The following is a 17,077-nucleotide window of genomic DNA, read 5'->3' as shown; positions in this document are numbered from 1 at the left end:
CATGACTGCGGTGCCGGAGATCGCCGACGTGATTGTGGTGGGCATGGGGCCGGGCGGGGAGGCCGTGGCCGGGGAATTGGCCGCGGCCGGGCTCGGCGTGGTGGGCGTGGAGGCGCGCCTGGTGGGCGGGGAGTGCCCCTACTTCGGCTGCGTGCCCTCCAAGATGATGATCCGGGCCGGCAATGCCCTGGCCGAGGCGCGCCGCGTTCCCGCCCTGGCCGGGCGGGTGCAGCTCGTCCCGGATTGGGCCCCGGTGGCGGCCCGGATCCGCCAGGAGGCCACGGACAATTGGGACGACGCCGTGGCCGCCAAGCGGTTCACCGACAAGGGCGGCCGGCTGGTCCGCGGCACGGGGCGGCTCACCGGACCCCGGCAGGTCACCGTCCGCCGGCACGACGGCGGCGAGGCCACCTTCGCGGCCCGCCGCGCCGTGGTCCTGAATCCGGGCACCAACCCCGCCGTGCCACCCATTCCGGGCCTGGCGGGCACTCCGTTTTGGACCAACCGGGACGCCCTGCGGGCGGACGCCGCCCCGGAGTCACTGATTGTCCTGGGCGGCGGCCCCGTCGGCGTCGAGCTGGCCCAGGTCTTTGCCCGCTTCGGCACGCGGGTCACCGTGGTGGCGCGCGGCCCCCGGCTGGTCCCGCGCGAGGAACCCGAGGCCGCCGCGCTGCTGGCCGAGGTCTTTGACGGCGAGGGCATCGAGGTCCTTTGCAACGCGGAAGCCGGCTCGGTCGCCCATTCCGCCGCCGGCTTCACCGTCAATCTGGCGCGCTCCGGGCCCGACGCCGGCCCGGACGTCACGACGGTGACCGCGGAAAGGCTGTTGGTCGCCGTCGGCCGCTCCTCCACGCTCGGCGCCCTCGACCTGGACCGGGCGGGGATCGCCTGGGACGGCAGGACTCCCCCGGCCGTGGACGGCCACCTGCGCCTGGCCGAGGATCTGTACCTGATCGGCGACGCCGTGGGGGCCGGGGCGTTCACGCACCTCTCGATGTATCACGCCAACATCGTGGCCGGGCGGATCCTCGGGGAGGACCGCGGCACCGCCGAATCCCACGCCGTCCCCCGGGCCACGTTCACCGACCCGGAGATGGGCGCCGTCGGGCTGACCGAGCGGGCGGCCCGCGACCGGGGCCTGGCCGTGGAGGTTGGGTACACCGACCTGACCGAATCCACCCGTGGCTGGATCCACAAGGCGGGCAACCAGGGCTTCATCAAGGTGGTCGCGGACGCGGACCGCGGCGTCCTGGTCGGCGCCGCGGCCGTCGGACCCCACGGCGGGGAAGTCCTGGCCATGCTGGCCCTGGCCGTGCACGCCCGCATCCCCGTCGCCACCCTGAAGACCATGATCTACACGTACCCGACCTTTCACCGGGCCGTAGCCGACGCCCTGGCCAGGCTGGGCTGAGCCCCCGAACCCGCGTCCGTCCTGCCTCCTACGTCCCTGCCCGCCCCGCTCCGCCCCATTCCGCCCAGACCGGCCCGTTGAACTGTCAGCACCTGCGGGTGTACACCCGCAGGTGCTGACAGTTCAACGGCCGGGTCACGGCCGGTCACGGCCGGAGGCACCCGGGCCGCGCCGACGCACGCGCGGCCTTGGGCGTCAGCCCGCCAGAATGGCGCGGCGCACGGCGGCGCTCAACTGCATGCCGCGGCCCGGCGTGGCACCCGGCTCCACCCGGCCCGGGACGTAGCCGAAGCCAAGCCCGTACGCCGGGTCCGCAAAGCCCAGGGCCGCGTTGGCGCCGTCGTGCCCGAACGCCTGGGAACTGCCATAGTCCATGCGGGGGTGGGACTTCATGAACACCACGGCAAAGGCGCCGGTTTCCCCCGACCCCCGTTCCAGCCCCCAGACCTGCTCGGTCGCCATGGCGGCGATGGTCGCCGGGGTCAGGAAGGCGGGCCTGCCCTCCAGCCCGGTGGCGGCCGCGGCGTATACGCGGGCGAGTCCGTCGGCCGATCCCACGCCCGCGCCGCTGCAGCTGCCGGCCGCCCGGATGCTGCGGATGTTGGGGAGTTCCAGGAGGGTGCCGGCCCGCACATTGGCGGCAATGCCGCCCAGCGACTCGGGGTCAAGGAACGCGGGTGCGGGATCCGCCGCGTAGGTGACGGGACGGAACCGGGGTTCCTCGGATTCGGGCAGGCCCAGGTACATGTCCGCGGCGTATGGTTCCCGGATGCGCCGATTGTACAGATCCTGCAGGCGCACCCCGGCGGTCCGGCGGCACAGCTCCTCCAGGAAGACCCCCATGGTCAGGGCGTGGTAGCCAAACGTGCCGCTGCCCGGCCGCCACAGCGGCGCCATGGCGGCCAGTCTGGAGGCCAGGGCGGGGAGGTCGTTGTAGTCCTCCATGGCGACGCCGCCGGGCACGCCCACCAGTCCGCCCTGGTGCGAGAGCAGCTCGCGGACAAGGATGCCGCCCTTGCCGTGCTGGGCGAATTCGGGCCAGTACGCGGCCACGGGGGCGTCCAGGTCGATCACCCCGTCCTGGACCAGCAGGCTGAAGGCGAGCGCCGCAACACCTTTCGAACAGGAGAACACGCCGGTCACGGAGTCGGCCGCGACGCCRGGACCGCCCCACAGATCCAGCACCTTCGTCCCGTCCCGGTAGACGGCCAGTTGCGCGCCGTAGCCGGGGTCGGCGTCGAGCATGGCATCAAAGCAGGCCCGCACGGAGGCGAACGGGGCGGCGGCAAACCCGTGGGAGCGGGACGCGGGCACTTCTTCCAGCGGTGAGTTCATGAGACCACTGTAGGCACTGCCGTGCGCCCTCCCCGGGTTTCCGTCCCCCAGTGTGCCCCCGCCCGCTCGGCACTAGAATGAATATTCCAGCCACACCCGCCCACCAGGGCCACCGCCGCATTTTCCGCCCCCGTCCCGGAAGGCAGCCCGCCATGCATGAGAATCACACTCTTATTGAGAACCGGCTCAAACGTGTCCTGGCGGAGCGGATCGCCCCCGCCGTCCACACGCCCGTGGCCGCGCTGGACCTGGCGGCGTGGCATGTGGCCGGCGGTCAGGGCGAGCCCGTGGCACCGCCCGTCGCGCTGCCGTTCCCGCCGGGACACGACGCCGCCTCCGACGCCGGTGCCACACTGGCCGCCGCGAAGGCCGACGCCAAGGTGGCCTATGAACCGTTTACCGTGGGGCAGCAGTGGGGGCCGGCCTGGGGCACCAGCTGGATCCACCTCACCGGCACCGTGCCCGCGGCGGCGAAGGGACACCGGACGGAACTGGTGGTGGACCTGGGCTTCAGCCAGTCCTGGCCCGGATTCCAGGCCGAGGGCCTCGCCTACCGGCCCGACGGCACCGTGGTCAAGGGACTCAACCCGCTCAACACGTGGCTGCCGGTGGCCCGGGAGGCGGCCGGCGGCGAGCGGATTGACCTGTACGTGGAGGCCGCGGCCAACCCGTTCGTGTTCTCCGACGCCCCCTTCGCCCCCTCGCAGCTGGGGGAAAAGGCGACGGCCGGACCCGCCCCCCGGTACACCATGGCCCGGGCGGACATCAACATTTTCAACGGCGAGGTGTGGGAGCTGGTCCAGGACCTGGAGGTGCTCGGGCAGCTGCAGGCCGAACTCGATCTGGGCAACCCCCAGCGCTGGGACATCCTCTACGCCCTGGAACGCGCGCTCGACGCCGTCCAGCTCACCGACATCCCCGGCTCGGCGGCCGCCGCCCGCGCCGAACTCGCCCCGGTCCTGGCCAGCCCGGCCACGGCCAGCGCCCACCAGCTGGCGGCGATCGGCCATTCCCACATCGACTCCGCCTGGCTGTGGCCGCTGCGCGAGACCGTGCGCAAGGTGGCCCGCACCAGCTCGAACGTGGTGAACCTGCTCGAGGACTACCCGGAATTGAAATTTGCCATGTCTTCCGCCCAGCAGTTTCAGTGGCTCAAGGACGAGCGCCCGGAGGTCTTTGAAAAGGTCGCGGACGCCGTGGCGGAGGGCCGGTTCATCCCGGTGGGCGGGATGTGGGTGGAAGCGGACACCAACATGGTCGGCTCCGAGGCCATGGCCCGCCAGTTCAGCTACGGCCAGCGGTTCTTCACGGAGAATTTCGGCATTCAGTGCCAGGAGGTCTGGCTGCCGGATTCCTTCGGGTATTCGGCCGCGCTGCCGCAGATCGTCAAGCTCGCCGGGGCCCGGTGGTTTTTGACCCAAAAGATCTCCTGGAACACCGTCAACAAGTTCCCGCACCACACGTTTAACTGGGAGGGCATCGACGGCACCCGCGTCTTCACCCACTTCCCGCCGGTCGACACCTACAACGCCCAGCTGTCCGGGCGGGAACTGGCCCATGCCGTCACCAACTTTCGCGACAAGGGCGCCGCCGGGCGGTCCCTGGTGCCGTTTGGCTGGGGCGACGGCGGCGGCGGGCCCACGCGCGAAATGGTCGCCCGGGCGCGGCGCACCGGGAACCTGGAGGGCTCGGCGCAGGTCACGATCGCCAGCCCGCAGGAATTCTTCACCGCCGCGGAGGCCGAATACCCCAACGCGCCGGTGTGGAAGGGCGAGCTGTACCTGGAACTGCACCGCGGCACCTTCACCTCCCAGGCGCTGACCAAGCAGGGCAATCGGCGCAGCGAGCACCTGCTGCGCGAGGCCGAGCTGTGGAGCGCCACGGCGGCCGTCCGCGGGGTGGCGGACTACCCGTATGACGAGCTCGAGAGGATCTGGAAGCTCGTGCTGCTGCACCAGTTCCATGACATCCTGCCCGGCTCCTCCATCGCCTGGGTGCACCRCGAGGCCGCCGAACGCTATGCGGAGATCGCCGCGGACCTCGACGCCGTCATCACCGGCGCACAGCGGGCCCTGGCCGGCGCGCCGGCCGCCGCCCAGGGCTCCCCACGCCCGGCCACGCCGGAGGCCTGGGTGAGCTTCAACGGTTCGCCGTTCGCCCGCCGCGGCGTGGCCCCGTTTGCCGCCGGCGTCCCGGCACCGGCCACCACCACGGTGACCCTCGAGCGCGACGGCGACGCCATCCTCGCCCAAAACGGCCTGATCCGGGTCCGCTTCGGCGCCGACGGGGTCATCACCTCCATCATCGACCTGGCCGCGAACCGGGAGGTGGTCCCCGCCGGGCAGGGGGCCAACCTGCTGCAGCTGCACGCGGACTTCCCCAACATGTGGGACGCCTGGGACATCGACAAATTCTATAAGAACACGGTCACGGACGTCCGTGAGGTGGAATCGCTGGAGGCCGCCGTGCGGGATGGGGAGGCGGTGGTAACCATCACGCGCGCGTTCCGGAACTCGCATATCACCCAGCGCGTGCACATCGCCCCGGACTCCCGGCAGGTCACCGTCCACAACGACGTCGACTGGCATGAACACGAGACCCTGCTGAAGGCCGCGTTCCCCATCGACGTGCACGCCGATTCCGCCCGCTTCGAGACCCAGTACGGGCACATCCGGCGGGCCACGCATGAGAACACCTCCTGGGATTGTGCCCGTTTCGAGGTATGTGCGCACCGCTGGGTCCATGTGGGCGAGCCCGGATTCGGCGCCGCCGTCGTCAACGATTCCACGTACGGCCACGACGTCTCCCGCCACCCCGGCGCCCACGGGTCCAGTTTCACCACGGTGCGGCTGTCCCTGCTGCGCGGGCCGAGGTTCCCAGACCCGGAAACCGACCAGGGCCGGCACCGGTTCAGCTATGCGCTGGTGGTGGGGGCCACGGTGGCCGACGCCGTCCGGGCCGGGTATGCGCTCAACCTCCCGGCGCGCGAGCTGGCCGGCGCGCCGGTTGCCCCGTTGGTGCGGACCGATTCGGCGGCCGCCGTGGTGGAGGCCGTCAAGCTGGCCGATGACCGCGGCGGGGACGTGATCGTGCGCCTGTACGAGCCCCTGGGCGCCCGCGCCAGGGTCACGCTCGGCACGTCGTTCCGGGTGGCCGCGGCCGTGGAGAACAACCTCCTGGAGCAGCCGCACGACGCCGGATCTCTCACCTCCGCAGGTCCCGACGGGGTGGTGGTCGTGCTGCGCCCGTTCCAGATCGTGACGGTGCGGCTGACGCCGGCGGYGGGCTGACGCCTCCCACGCGCCTCAGGACGGTGAGATGGCGGTCCGGCCCCGGGCGTCGACGTCGACCGTGAACGCCCGGCCGCCGGCGCGCAGGCCCGCAACGCTGAAGGCGCCGAAGGGCGTCGGGACCCTCGCGGCGGCGGTCGGCAGCGCGCCCGGGCCGTGGGGCTCAAGTCCCAGGGTGGCGAGCATGATCGGGATGGCCGATGCCGCAGCCCAGGCCTGGGGACGACAGGACGACGGGTAGGGCAGCGGCCCGCCCTGGTCCGGGGTGTGGCCGGAAAACAGCTCGGGCAGCCGGTAGCCGAAGGTCTCGGCCGCGTTGAGCAGGCCGGCGGCAATGCGGGCCGCCTCCTCCGGGTGCCCGGCGGCGGCGAGTCCGGCCAAGATGACGGCCGAGTCGTGGGTCCACACCGAACCGGCGTGGTAGCGCAGCGGCCAGTACCCTCCGTTGCCGGTGTCCAGGGTGCGCACGCCGAAGCCGGAGAACAGGCTCGGGTGCATGATCCGGGCCGCGACCGCCGCACTTTCGGCCGCCGAGAGGATGCCCGTGCCCAGCAGGTGCCCCATGTTGCTGGCGACGCCGTCCACCGGCCGCTTGTCCTGGTCCAGGGCCAGGGCCGGGTAGGGTCCCAGGGCGTCGCGGCACCAAAACGCGGCCCGGAATGTCCGGGCCAGATCACCGGCGTAGGCCCGCCATTCCGCGGGGCCCGGGCGGCCGAACGCCTCGAGCAGTTCCGCGCCGTCGAGCGCGGCCCGGTAGGCGTAGCCCTGCACCTCCGCCAGCACGATGGGACCGTGCGCCTGCGAGCCGTCGTTCCAGCGGATGGCGTCCGCGGAGTCCTTCCAGCCCTGGTTGGCCAAGCCGTGCCCGGTGGTGTCCAGGTACTCGAGAAACCCGTCGCCGTCGGCATCCGCCCAGTCCCGCAGCCACGCCAGGGCCGCCTGGAGAGTGTCCAGCAGCGCCGCCACCTCATCCGCCGGCATGCCCCATTTCCAGGCCTCGTGGAGCAGGCTGATCCACAGCGGCGTCGCGTCCACGGTGCCGTAGTACACGGGTGGCAGGCGCAGTTCGGCATTGTGGGCGCCGGCGGGCAGGTGGAGCTCGCCGCGGCGCACCTCGTGGGGGATCTTGCCGGGCTGCTCGGCGGCCTCCGGATTGTTGGCCCGGCCGGCCCGCGCGGCCAGGGTGCGCAGCGTGCCGGCAGCGAGCCCGGGATCCACGGGCAGCAGCATGCGGGCGGCGATGAGCGAATCCCGGCCAAAGAGCGTGAAATACCACGGCGCCCCCGCGGCCAGGAAGACGTCGTCCGGGGACTCCCGGGGCGACATCCGCAGGCCGCTCAGGTCCGCCTGGGCGCGGGCCGCCAATGCGGCCAGGCGCGGATCACGGGCCCGCACCGTCAGCGGCGGCGGGGGCGGCACCCGCGCGGCCGTGAAGGGGGCGAGGTCATCCCATGCGCCGACCGACCACTCCGCCCGGGCGGTTCCCCGGGCCGGGACGGTGACCGCCCAGCGGAAGCGCACCCCGGCGTCGTCCCGTTCCGCCGCGGCGCCGGGCGCGGTCACGGTGGCACGGACCGCGCCCGCACGGACCTCCCAGCGGCCGTCCCGGTCGATGGGGGTGAGTGGATGGGCGGCCCCGCCGGAGCGCACCGACGCCAGCGGAGAACAATCGACGCCGACCTTTAGCTCGATCACGGCGTCCACGTCGCGGCCCAGGTCCGAGCGCAGCACGATTTCCTCGGTGACGCCCTCGGCGTGGACCCGCCGGAGCCGGGTCAGCCCGACCAGCGGATCATCGGTGTCGCCGCCCAGCGAGCGGACCGCGGCCTCAAAGCACACCTCGGCGCCCTGGTCCCGGGAGGTGGCCAGGAACTCGGGTTCCTCGCCGTTGATGGTCAGCACGGCCTCGCCCACCACCCGGGTGTCCGCACAGTAAATTCCCTGGGCGCCGTTGGCCCGCAGCTGCCCGTCGCGGCCGGACCAGGCCTGCATGGGGGCGCTGACGAGCACGGCCATCTCGTGAAGAAAGGGCTGGCGGTGGGTCACTGCGTTCTCCTTCAATTTCTCCTCCAAAAAGGACTGCACGGCCGGGGCGGGGGTGCTCTCCCCTCAATGGTGCCGCCATCTTCTCCGCTTGCCCACCCCCGCGCCGGCGCCGCGGCGCCACCATTGCCGCCCACCGTACCGGCGAGTAGCATCGAGGCATCACTGGGCCCCATGTTCCACCGGCCGGTGCCTTCGACGGCGCCGGCGGAATCGAGGAAGTCATGAGCACACACGTTGGCGACCCTGCAACAAACACCCCTCCGTCCAGCACGCCCGCCGGTCCGGCGCCCTCGACCACCGGCGCGCCGGTGACGGCGGAAGACGCCCGGAAAGTCGCGGAGGCGGCCCGGGAAACCGCATGGGAGCGGCCCAGCTTTGCCAAGGGGCTGTATCTGGGCAACTTTGACCTGAGCCTGATCCACCCGCACCCCCAGGCGCCGGACGATGACGTGGAACGCGGCGACGCCTTCCTGCTCGCCGTGGACACCTACGCGCGCACCATGGACGGCGCCCGGATCGAACGCGACGCGAAAATCCCGGACGAATACCTTGCCTCCCTGGCCGAGCTGGGCGTGTTCGGCATGAAGATTCCGCGTGAATACGGCGGCCTCGGGCTGAATTTGACCTACTACGGCCGGGCGCTGGAAATCCTGGGCAGCGTGCACCCGTCCTTCGGCGCGCTCGTCTCCGCGCACCAGTCCATCGGCGTGCCGGAACCGGTCAAGGTCTTTGGCACGCCGGCGCAAAAGCAAAAGTACCTGCCCCGCTGCGCGGCCGGCGCCATCACGGCCTTCCTGCTGACCGAGCCCGACGTCGGCTCCGACCCCGCGCGGATGGCCTGCATCGCCGTGCCCAGCGAGGACGGCTCCGAATACATCCTGGACGGCGTGAAGTTGTGGACCACCAACGGCGTCATCGCCGAAATCGTGGTGGTCATGGCCGTGGTGCCCGCCCGCGGGCTAGATGCTGACGGCAGGACGACCGGCGGCATCACGGCGTTCGTGGTGGAGGCCGACTCCCCCGGGATCACCGTCGAGCATCGCAACGCGTTCATGGGCCTGCGCGGCATTGAAAACGGGGTCACCCGCTTCCACCAGGTCCGGGTCCCGGCGGAAAACCGGCTGGGCCGGGAGGGCCAGGGGCTCAAGATCGCCCTGACGACGCTGAACACCGGACGGCTGTCCATCCCGGCCACGGCCGCCGGGGCGGCGAAGTGGTCGCTGAAGATCGCCCGGGAATGGTCCAACGCGCGCACCCAGTGGGGGCACCCGGTGGGCCGGCACGAGGCCGTGGGCAAGAAGCTGGCGTTCATGGCCGCCACCACGTTTGCCCTCGAGGCCGTCTTTGAACTCTCCGCCGCCCTGGCCGACGCGGGCATGAAGGACGTACGGATCGAGGCGGCACTGGCCAAGCTGTGGTCCTCGGAGATGTCCTACAAATGCGCCGACGAGCTCGTGCAGATCCGCGGCGGCCGCGGCTATGAGACGGCCGCGTCGCTGGCCGCCCGCGGTGAGCGCGCCGTGCCGGCCGAGCAGTTGCTGCGGGATTTGCGCATCAACCGGATCTTCGAGGGCTCCACCGAGATCATGCACCTGCTGATCGCCCGGGAGGCCGTCGACGCGCACCTGGCCGCGGCCGGGGACCTGGCCTCCACCACCGCCACGCTGGCGCAAAAGGGCAAGGCGGCCGTGGCGGCCAGCGGCTTTTACGCCAAATGGCTGCCGCAGCTGGTGGTGGGCAAGGGACTGGACCCGCGCTCCTACAACGAGTTCGGCCCGCTCGGCAAGCACCTGCGCTTTGTGGAACGCGAATCCCGGAAACTGGCCCGGCAGACGTTTTACGGCATGGGCCGCTGGCAGGGCAGGCTTGAATACAAGCAGGCGTTCCTGGCGCGGATCGTGGACATCGGCGCGGAATTGTTCGCCATTGCCGCCTGCTGCAGCCGGGCGGAGATGCTCCGGCTCAAGGATCCCGTCCAGGGCCGGTACGCGCTGGAGCTCGCGGACGCGTTTGCCGGCCAGTCCAGGCTGCGGATCGAGGCGCTGTTCGGGGAGCTGTGGCACAACACCGACGACGCCGACTCTTCCCTGGCCGCGTCGGTGCTGGAGGGTGACTACACGTGGCTGGAGGAGGGGATCATCGACTTCTCCGAGGGCACCGGGCCGTGGATCGCGGACGCGGCCGGCGGCCCGTCACGGCGCGAAAACCAGCACCGGAACTACCGCTAGGTCGCGGTCCCGTCCGGGTGTGCCCAACGTCACCGACGGGATCGGAGCCTTCCGGCGGAAATTGGTCCCCCAACTTTGAGATCATGTGAATTGCAGAGTGAAATGTCACGGCTTGATTTCATTGTTCCGACACCGCCCGGATGTGGCCGCCCATTTCAGCTTTGCCCCCTAGCGTCGGGAATACGCGCTGCTGAGCACGAAATCGGGAGACCTCATGGATAACTTGCTGTTTAACTCCTACACGCTGGTTTTCGCCGGCACCCTGATGCTCGGCGTGCTCATTCTGGCGGTCAGCTTCCTGGCCTTCTTTGCCGTGGTGGCCGCGGCCGCGGCCGTGCGCGGAGTGTTCCTGCTGGCCCGCCCGGTCACGATCCTCCTGCGCTCCGCCCAGGGCGCTCCCGTGTCCGCGGCCAGGCCGGCGGCTCCCCTGCAGGTCCTTGCGCCCGTCGTGCGCGAAAAACTCTCCCATGGCCTAAACAGCGCCCGTACGCATGCCGGAAGTGCCGCCGTCGGGCTGGCGCACCAGGCCGGCAAGGCGGCCAAGGCCTCCACCACGAAGCTCGGGGAAAAACTCTCCGAGCTGAAGAAGGATACCGACCGGGCCGCTTAAGCAATTCCCCCTCGCGGCGGGCATCGGCCGCCGCAAGGGGGACATTTGATCGCGCTTAGCCGTCCGTCTTGACGATGTAGACGTCACACGGAGCGTTGTGGGAGACGGCGTTGGCCACCGAGCCCAGCACGCGCTTGAGGCCCTGCATGCGCACGTTGCCGACCACGATCATGGTGGCCTGGCGCATCTCGGCCTCCTCCAGGAGGACCTCGGCCGGCTTGCCCAGGGCGGCCGTGTACTCCGTCTTGACGCCGCTGGCCTTGAGCTCCTCGGCGACCCGCTGGGCCACGCGCTCGGCCTCATCGGCGGTGGACAGGAACCATTCGTCGTTGCCGATCTCCACCTTCTCGGTCTTGTCCGCCCCATAGGCCGTCACCACGCGCAAGGTGGAGTCGGTGGCCTTGGCCAGGGACGCCGCCACTCGGGCAGCCTTCATGGACGTTGAGTTGCCGTCGACTCCGACAATGATAATTCCTGTCATTTTCGTGCATCCTTAGGTTGGGGCCGGCAAAAGTGCTGAAAACACTTCCGCCACTATTTCACTACCTTAGGCACAGAATCCAGCATTTTGCCCCAACTGTGGGGCAGCAAACGTAGGCCAATGCGTCCAATGGTGGGGATTGGGCCGGTGGCGACGCTGCCGAGGCGCCCCGGCCCGGTCCCGTCGACTCATGTCAGCGCCCGGCGGGCCACCTTTCCGCTCGGCGTTCGCGGCAATTCGGCGACGAACTCGATGATGTGTGGACACTTGTAGGTGTCGATCTTGGCCATCACGAACTCCTTGAGCAGCATCACCCCGCGCTCATCGTTGGGGAATCCGCGCCGCGTCACGACGACTGCCTTGATCCTGGCGCTGCGAATGCGATCCGGGATCGGGATGACCGCGCACTCCTCGACGTCGGGGTGCTCCAACAGCACGCCTTCCACCTCGGCGGGTGAGACGTTTCGCCCCGCCGTGACAATCATCGTGTCGGAGCGGCCTTCAAACCAGTAGACGCCGTCCGCGTCGCGCCGTGCGAGGTCCCCGGTCAGGGTCCAGCCGCCGCGAACCTGCTCACGCTGGCGCGGGTCATCGAGGTACATGCAGCCGGTGGGCCCCTTCACGGCGAGAAGCCCCACCCCGCCACCGGTCAGCTCGTGACCGCTGAGGTCGATGATCTTGGCCTTATATCCGCGGATGGGCCGACCGATCGATCCGGGCCGCGGGGTGAAGCGTGAGGTCGACATGCACGCGTGGAGCAGCTCGGTAGTTCCCAGACAGTTCACCACGTCCAGGCCGATCGCCTCCTTGTAGGCGCGCCACTCCGCGCCGCCCATCGGCTCCCCCGACGACACGGCAATGCGCAGCGAGCGCAGGCGCTGCACGACGCCGTCCCTGATCCATGTGCGGTAGGCGGTGGGCGCCGTAAAGCACACGGTCGCGCGGTGGTCCTCAATCGCGTCAACAAGTTCGCGAGGGCCCGCGCGCTCAAGGAGCACGACGGCGGCGCCAACAATGATCGGATAGCAGGCCAACGCCATGAGCCCGAAGGTGAAGCCGAGCGGCGGACTGCCGGCAAACACGTCTGATTCGTTTGGCTTAAGGACGGAGCCGGCGAAGATGGAGCACACTGCAAGGATGTCGCGGTGAGTGTGGACGGCGGCCTTGGGCCGCCCACCAGAACCCGAGGTAAACGCGATGATGCACGGATCGGTCGCGGCCGTGTCAACGGGGTCGAAAGTTGTGGGCTTGGACTGCATCCTGGCCTCGAGTCCACCCTGTGCATCCGCCCCCCAGGCCAGACGCCGGCTGTCGGGGAGCCCGGTGGTCACCTCGTCGAGGCGATCGGCCAAGCGATAGTCAAAGAGCGCCGCGGAAGGCTGGACTCGATCAGCGTAGGACTTGATTTCGTAGCCGGTGGCCTTTGGCACGATGGTCACCGCAACCGCACCCGCCAGCATCGCCGCGTACCAACCGGCCACGAGCATGGTGCCGTTGAAGCCGACCAACAGGACCCGATTGCCCGGCACGATCTTCAGATCCTCGACCAGCACGTGCGCTATCTGGCTGCTGCGGGCCAACAAGTTAGCATAGGTCCACGTTGCGGTGTCCGTGATCAGGCAGCGGCGATCCCCCCGACCGGCCGCGATACTGGTGCCCAGCAGCACGTCGGCGCAGTTCAGTCGCGGCGGAAATTGGAGGTCGGGGAGGTCAAATACCAGATCCGGCATCTGATCGGGTGTGGGCATCCGGTCCAACACGAAGGTATCCGTGTGTGCGGTGTACGGGGGCATCGGCCACTTCCTTCCTGCCTGCCGCTTACCGCCGAGAGGGGCCGGCGCAGTGACCACTGCATTGCCCTGCGGACGGGAACATCCAAGATTGATACATAGCATTGCTGGTACCCATCTATTCGTCAAGCGCGTTCCACCGGAGGCGACGTGGGGTTCGACCACTCAGTTGACAACTCAACTAGGTGAAGTGTTTAGTATTAGTTGTACATGCTCCATGCTCACTCCCGAAAGAGGCTCCCAGGTGACTGCAAACAAGCTCGCGGATTCCCAGCTGGTCACGCTCCCGATGCTCATCGACGGCAAGGCTGTCCCAGCCGCCGACTCGGGGCGAACATTCGACAGCGTCGACCCGGCATCCCAGATGCCGTGGGCGCGCGTGCCCGACGGCGACGTTGCCGACGTCGACGCAGCGGTGGCTGCCGCTCGCGCCGCGTTGACGGGACCGTGGAGCCAGACCACGGGGTTCGGCCGGGCGCGTGTCCTGCGGCGGATTGCAGAATTGGTGATGCGCGACATCGATCACCTGGCGGGGCTCGAAGCCCGGGACAGCGGGCGACTGCTGCGCGACGCCGAGGCTCAGATCACCTTCGTCGCTGATTGGTTCCAGTACTTCGCCGGGCTTGCCGAGACGGTCACCGGCCAAACCATACCGACCGACCACTTGGACATGCTCGTCTACACGGAAGCAGTGCCCGTCGGAGTTGTTGGCGCGATCGTCCCGTGGAATGCACCCTTGCTGCTGCTGGCCTGGAAGGTGGCACCGGCGCTGGCCGCCGGCTGTACGATCGTCGTCAAACCCTCGGACTACACGCCGGCCACTGCCCTGGCCCTCGGACCGATTCTGGCCGAGGCGGGAGTCCCGGACGGGGCGTACAACGTTGTCACCGGATTCGGTCCGGCAGTCGGCCAGGCGATCACCGCCCACCCCGGCGTCAACAAGGTTGCCTTCACCGGCTCGACGGCCACCGGGATAGCGGTCGGCAAGTCCGCGGTCACGAACCTGACGCGCGTGACGCTGGAGTTGGGCGGCAAGTCCGCGCAGCTCGTCTTCGAGGACGCCGACCCGGAAGCTGCACTCAACGGGGTAATCAACGGAATATTCATTGGCACGGGCCAGACCTGCATCGCCGGCTCGCGACTCCTCGTGCACGAGAGCCTTCACGACGAATTGGTCGCCGGCCTCATCGCGCGGGCCAAGGCGATCCGGATCGGTTCGCCGACGGACACCAACACGCAGATGGGCCCGCTCGTCAACGGGATCCAGCACGCCGCCGTCCTGGAGCACATCGCCGTGGCGCGGCGCCAGGGAGCGACCCTCGCGTGCGGCGGCGGCATCCCGGAGGGCTTGACGGGGTGGTACGTGGAACCGACCATCTTCACCGACGTGCACCCCGAGATGGACATCGCCCAAAAGGAAGTCTTCGGCCCGGTGCTGGCCGTCATGAAGTTCCGCACCGAGGAGGAGGCGATCGAACTGGCGAACAACACCAAGTTCGGCTTGGCGGCCGGAATTTGGAGCCAGAACGTTCACCGGGCCCACCGGGTCGCCCGGGCGCTGCGCGCCGGCACGGTCTGGGTGAACACCTACCGCGCGTACTCGCCGGCCGCACCGTTCGGCGGGTTTGGGCACAGCGGCATCGGCCGCGAAAACGGACTCGAAGTGATGCGTGCCTACAGCGAGACCAAAACGGTCTGGGTGGAGACGGCCGGCGCCACGCGAGATCCCTTCTCCATCCGCTAGCCGGTCGGGGGTTCCCCTCCGATCCGCCCGGTCGGCGTGGCCAGGGCAGATGACGAAGACCTCCGGGTGAGGTGGTGCAACACCACCTCACCCGGAGGTCTTCGTCATCTCCGACCCGTGTGCGCATCGAGCAACGGATCCTTACCAAAGCGCGAAGGGATCGTGCCCTGGTGCGGACACGATCCCTTCATGGCGTGCATTCCAATGATTACGGCTGGGTCACGGCCCCATTTGCCTCAATGAAGGCCCGGGCCGCGTTCGCGAACTCCCGTGGGTGGGTCACAACGCCGTAGGAGTCATGGGCGCCTTCGACCACGACGATCTCCAGGTTCTCCACGCCCTCGCGCAACTCGCTGACGCCCACCTGGGTCAACGCATCCTGCCCCTTTGCGCCGCCGAGCAGCAGGAGGGTGGGGGCCTTGACACGCGGCAGTTCCGAGCGAATGTCGGCGTCCAGGAGCCCATACCCCACGGTGGCCCGCACCGTCTCCAAGTGCAGCACCTCGGAGATGTTTGACGCCTCCCAGGAGACGAACCACGGCACGGTCTCCACGTCCATCCACTTTGCCAGGAGCCGCGCCCCGCGGCCCGTGGTGCCAAGATTCTCGACAATGCTTGAGTAGACGTTCCAGTTCTTGGTGCGGTCCTGCAGGCCCGCCCAAACCTCGGTGGAGGTGATCACGCTTTGGACGATCTGCGGATACTCCGCCGCCAGTCGCATGGCGATAAAGCCGCCGAACCCGTCGGCCCATATGTGGGCTTTCTCCACCCCCACAAGGGAAAGCAGTCGGTGAAGATCCTCTGCCCACACATTGACGGAGTACTCGTTCTCGGCAGGGTTGGGGGTGTCCGAGCGGCCCAGGCCACGCGGCTCCCACGTGATGAGCCGATAGCCGCTCATGTACTCGCGGACCAGATCAAAGACAAAGTGCCCGGCCGTGAAGCCGCCCAGGAGCACCACCACTTCCCCCGTGCCGCCGGTGTCGTGGCACCACAGCCCGATGCCGTCAACGTCGTGGACTCTCCCTTCACTGAAGGGTGTCGGCCGATGGAAGGAATCCACGGCATCCGTCGTGGGCCTTGGCGGCGTGTGCGCACTATCGACAATCATTGGTTGTACCTTTTCTCAATTCGCCATGGCGGGAGGCAAGACTTGCCGCCCGCTCATGTCATTCGGTTGTGAATCGCCCTTATTCGGAGGCCGGCCGTGCCCGTGTCCCTGATTGAGCGGACCTGCTGAACCCCCGGCCGTATTTGCGTTCGAGGTAGTACTGCGCCACGCCGGCTACCGAGGCAATAATCAGGTACCAAAGGCATGCCACCAGCAGCAGCTCGATGGTCTTGAGGTTGGTGGCGGAAATATTCTCCGCCCGGGTCAACAATTCCGAGCCGGCAATAACCGAAACCAGCGAGGTGGCCTTGATGGTATTGATGACCGAGCTGCCCGTCGGGGGAATGATGATTCTCATCGCCTGCGGCATGACCACCAGGAAGAACGCCTTGTATCCCGGAATGGCAAGGGCCTTGGTAGCGTCGCGCTGACCCGGGGCCACCGACATGATGCCGCTTCGTATGATCTCGGCCATGTAGGCCGCCTCGTGCAGGGACAGTGCCACGATCGAGGCGACGAAGGCGGTCATGACCGAGTTGGTGGGGACGCTGATGAGGTAGGTCTCCGTGAAGGGGATGGCGATCCCCAGCCGATCGAACAAGAGCGCCAGGTTCCCACAGAATATAATGAGCACCAGCAGCGGAACCGACCGGAAAAACCAAACGTATCCCCAACTAAACGCGGCCCAAACGGGGCCGCCGGCCAAGCGCATGACGGCAAGAATCGTACCAAGGATGACCGCAAAGAACATCGAGATTGCCGCCATCAGCAAGGTATTTACCACCCCGCCGAGGATGACATCCTTCGAAAAGTAGGCCCCGATCGTCGCATAGTCGATATTGGGATTCTTTGCCAGACTCGAGCTGAACCAAAGGAACGCAATAATCAGGACTGCTCCGGAAATGTACCACCCGGGATGCTTTCGCGGAAGAATGGCGGCAAATTCATTCCGGGCGTGTTCCGCGTCAAGCGAGGACGCCTTGGGACGAAGTGGTGAAATAGTTTTTTTAGACATGAAAATGCTACCCTCT

General features: G+C 68.7%; 11 protein-coding genes. 5 read left to right on the top strand and 6 right to left on the bottom strand.

The window, feature by feature from the left end; genetic code table 11:
• Position 1 precedes the first annotated feature (1 nt).
• Positions 2-1,411 (top strand): dihydrolipoyl dehydrogenase family protein, encoded by a 1,410-nt coding sequence (locus AB4Y80_RS07565; RefSeq protein WP_442213293.1) that lies wholly within the window; start codon positions 2-4, stop codon positions 1,409-1,411.
• A 195-nt stretch (positions 1,412-1,606) separates the two neighbouring features.
• On the opposite strand, the gene AB4Y80_RS07560 is transcribed toward AB4Y80_RS07565, so the two are convergent.
• Positions 1,607-2,746, bottom strand: coding sequence for a serine hydrolase domain-containing protein (locus AB4Y80_RS07560; RefSeq protein ID WP_442213291.1), 1,140 nt, complete (start codon positions 2,744-2,746; stop codon positions 1,607-1,609).
• Positions 2,747-2,898: 152 nt separating this feature from the next.
• Here AB4Y80_RS07560 and AB4Y80_RS07555 point away from each other — a divergent pair, with 152 nt between their 5' ends.
• A complete protein-coding gene (locus AB4Y80_RS07555; protein ID WP_442213290.1) occupies positions 2,899-6,036 on the top strand; it encodes an alpha-mannosidase in 3,138 nt (1,045 codons plus the stop codon).
• 15 nt (positions 6,037-6,051) lie between these two features.
• Here the strand turns inward: AB4Y80_RS07555 and AB4Y80_RS07550 are convergent, their stop codons facing one another.
• A complete protein-coding gene (locus tag AB4Y80_RS07550; protein ID WP_442213288.1) occupies positions 6,052-8,097 on the bottom strand; it encodes a glycogen debranching N-terminal domain-containing protein in 2,046 nt (681 codons plus the stop codon).
• Between the two features lie 206 nt (positions 8,098-8,303).
• On the opposite strand from AB4Y80_RS07550, the gene AB4Y80_RS07545 reads away from it, so the two are divergent.
• Both AB4Y80_RS07545 and AB4Y80_RS07540 read left to right on the top strand, forming a co-directional pair.
• Positions 8,304-10,310, top strand: coding sequence for an acyl-CoA dehydrogenase family protein (locus AB4Y80_RS07545; RefSeq protein WP_442213286.1), 2,007 nt, complete (start codon positions 8,304-8,306; stop codon positions 10,308-10,310).
• Between the two features lie 214 nt (positions 10,311-10,524).
• On the top strand, positions 10,525-10,920 hold the full coding sequence (locus tag AB4Y80_RS07540) for a hypothetical protein (RefSeq protein ID WP_442213284.1): 396 nt from the start codon (positions 10,525-10,527) through the stop codon (positions 10,918-10,920).
• Positions 10,921-10,975: 55 nt separating this feature from the next.
• On the opposite strand, the gene AB4Y80_RS07535 is transcribed toward AB4Y80_RS07540, so the two are convergent.
• Entirely contained in the window at positions 10,976-11,401 is a 426-nt protein-coding gene (locus tag AB4Y80_RS07535) for a universal stress protein (protein ID WP_442213282.1), read from the bottom strand.
• A 188-nt stretch (positions 11,402-11,589) separates the two neighbouring features.
• Positions 11,590-13,194, bottom strand: coding sequence for an AMP-binding protein (locus tag AB4Y80_RS07530; protein WP_442213280.1), 1,605 nt, complete (start codon positions 13,192-13,194; stop codon positions 11,590-11,592).
• Between the two features lie 241 nt (positions 13,195-13,435).
• Here AB4Y80_RS07530 and AB4Y80_RS07525 point away from each other — a divergent pair, with 241 nt between their 5' ends.
• Positions 13,436-14,935: an aldehyde dehydrogenase gene (locus AB4Y80_RS07525; RefSeq protein WP_442213278.1), complete on the top strand. Its 1,500-nt coding sequence runs from the start codon at positions 13,436-13,438 to the stop codon at positions 14,933-14,935.
• Positions 14,936-15,143: 208 nt separating this feature from the next.
• Here AB4Y80_RS07525 and AB4Y80_RS07520 read toward each other — a convergent pair whose 3' ends face one another.
• On the bottom strand, positions 15,144-16,046 hold the full coding sequence (locus AB4Y80_RS07520; protein WP_442213276.1) for an alpha/beta fold hydrolase: 903 nt from the start codon (positions 16,044-16,046) through the stop codon (positions 15,144-15,146).
• A 79-nt stretch (positions 16,047-16,125) separates the two neighbouring features.
• Positions 16,126-17,061: an amino acid ABC transporter permease gene (locus AB4Y80_RS07515; RefSeq protein WP_442213273.1), complete on the bottom strand. Its 936-nt coding sequence runs from the start codon at positions 17,059-17,061 to the stop codon at positions 16,126-16,128.
• Between the last annotated feature and the right edge of the window lie 16 nt (positions 17,062-17,077).

It is taken from the genome of Specibacter sp. RAF43 (assembly GCF_052114065.1).
Classification (GTDB): domain Bacteria; phylum Actinomycetota; class Actinomycetes; order Actinomycetales; family Micrococcaceae; genus Specibacter.
The sequence above is the reverse complement of the archived record's forward strand: the minus strand, read 5'-3'. Positions and strand labels throughout refer to the sequence as shown.

What these genes read in the sequence shown, in the direction of transcription:
- AB4Y80_RS07515 (WP_442213273.1), bottom strand. Translation starts at nt 17,061, where the DNA reads ATGTCTAAAAAAACTATTTCACCACTTCGTCCCAAGGCGTCCTCGCTT.
- AB4Y80_RS07535 (WP_442213282.1), bottom strand. Translation starts at nt 11,401, where the DNA reads ATGACAGGAATTATCATTGTCGGAGTCGACGGCAACTCAACGTCCATG.
- AB4Y80_RS07565 (WP_442213293.1), top strand. Translation starts at nt 2, where the DNA reads ATGACTGCGGTGCCGGAGATCGCCGACGTGATTGTGGTGGGCATGGGG.
- AB4Y80_RS07540 (WP_442213284.1), top strand. Translation starts at nt 10,525, where the DNA reads ATGGATAACTTGCTGTTTAACTCCTACACGCTGGTTTTCGCCGGCACC.
- AB4Y80_RS07545 (WP_442213286.1), top strand. Translation starts at nt 8,304, where the DNA reads ATGAGCACACACGTTGGCGACCCTGCAACAAACACCCCTCCGTCCAGC.
- AB4Y80_RS07530 (WP_442213280.1), bottom strand. Translation starts at nt 13,194, where the DNA reads ATGCCCCCGTACACCGCACACACGGATACCTTCGTGTTGGACCGGATG.
- AB4Y80_RS07520 (WP_442213276.1), bottom strand. Translation starts at nt 16,046, where the DNA reads ATGATTGTCGATAGTGCGCACACGCCGCCAAGGCCCACGACGGATGCC.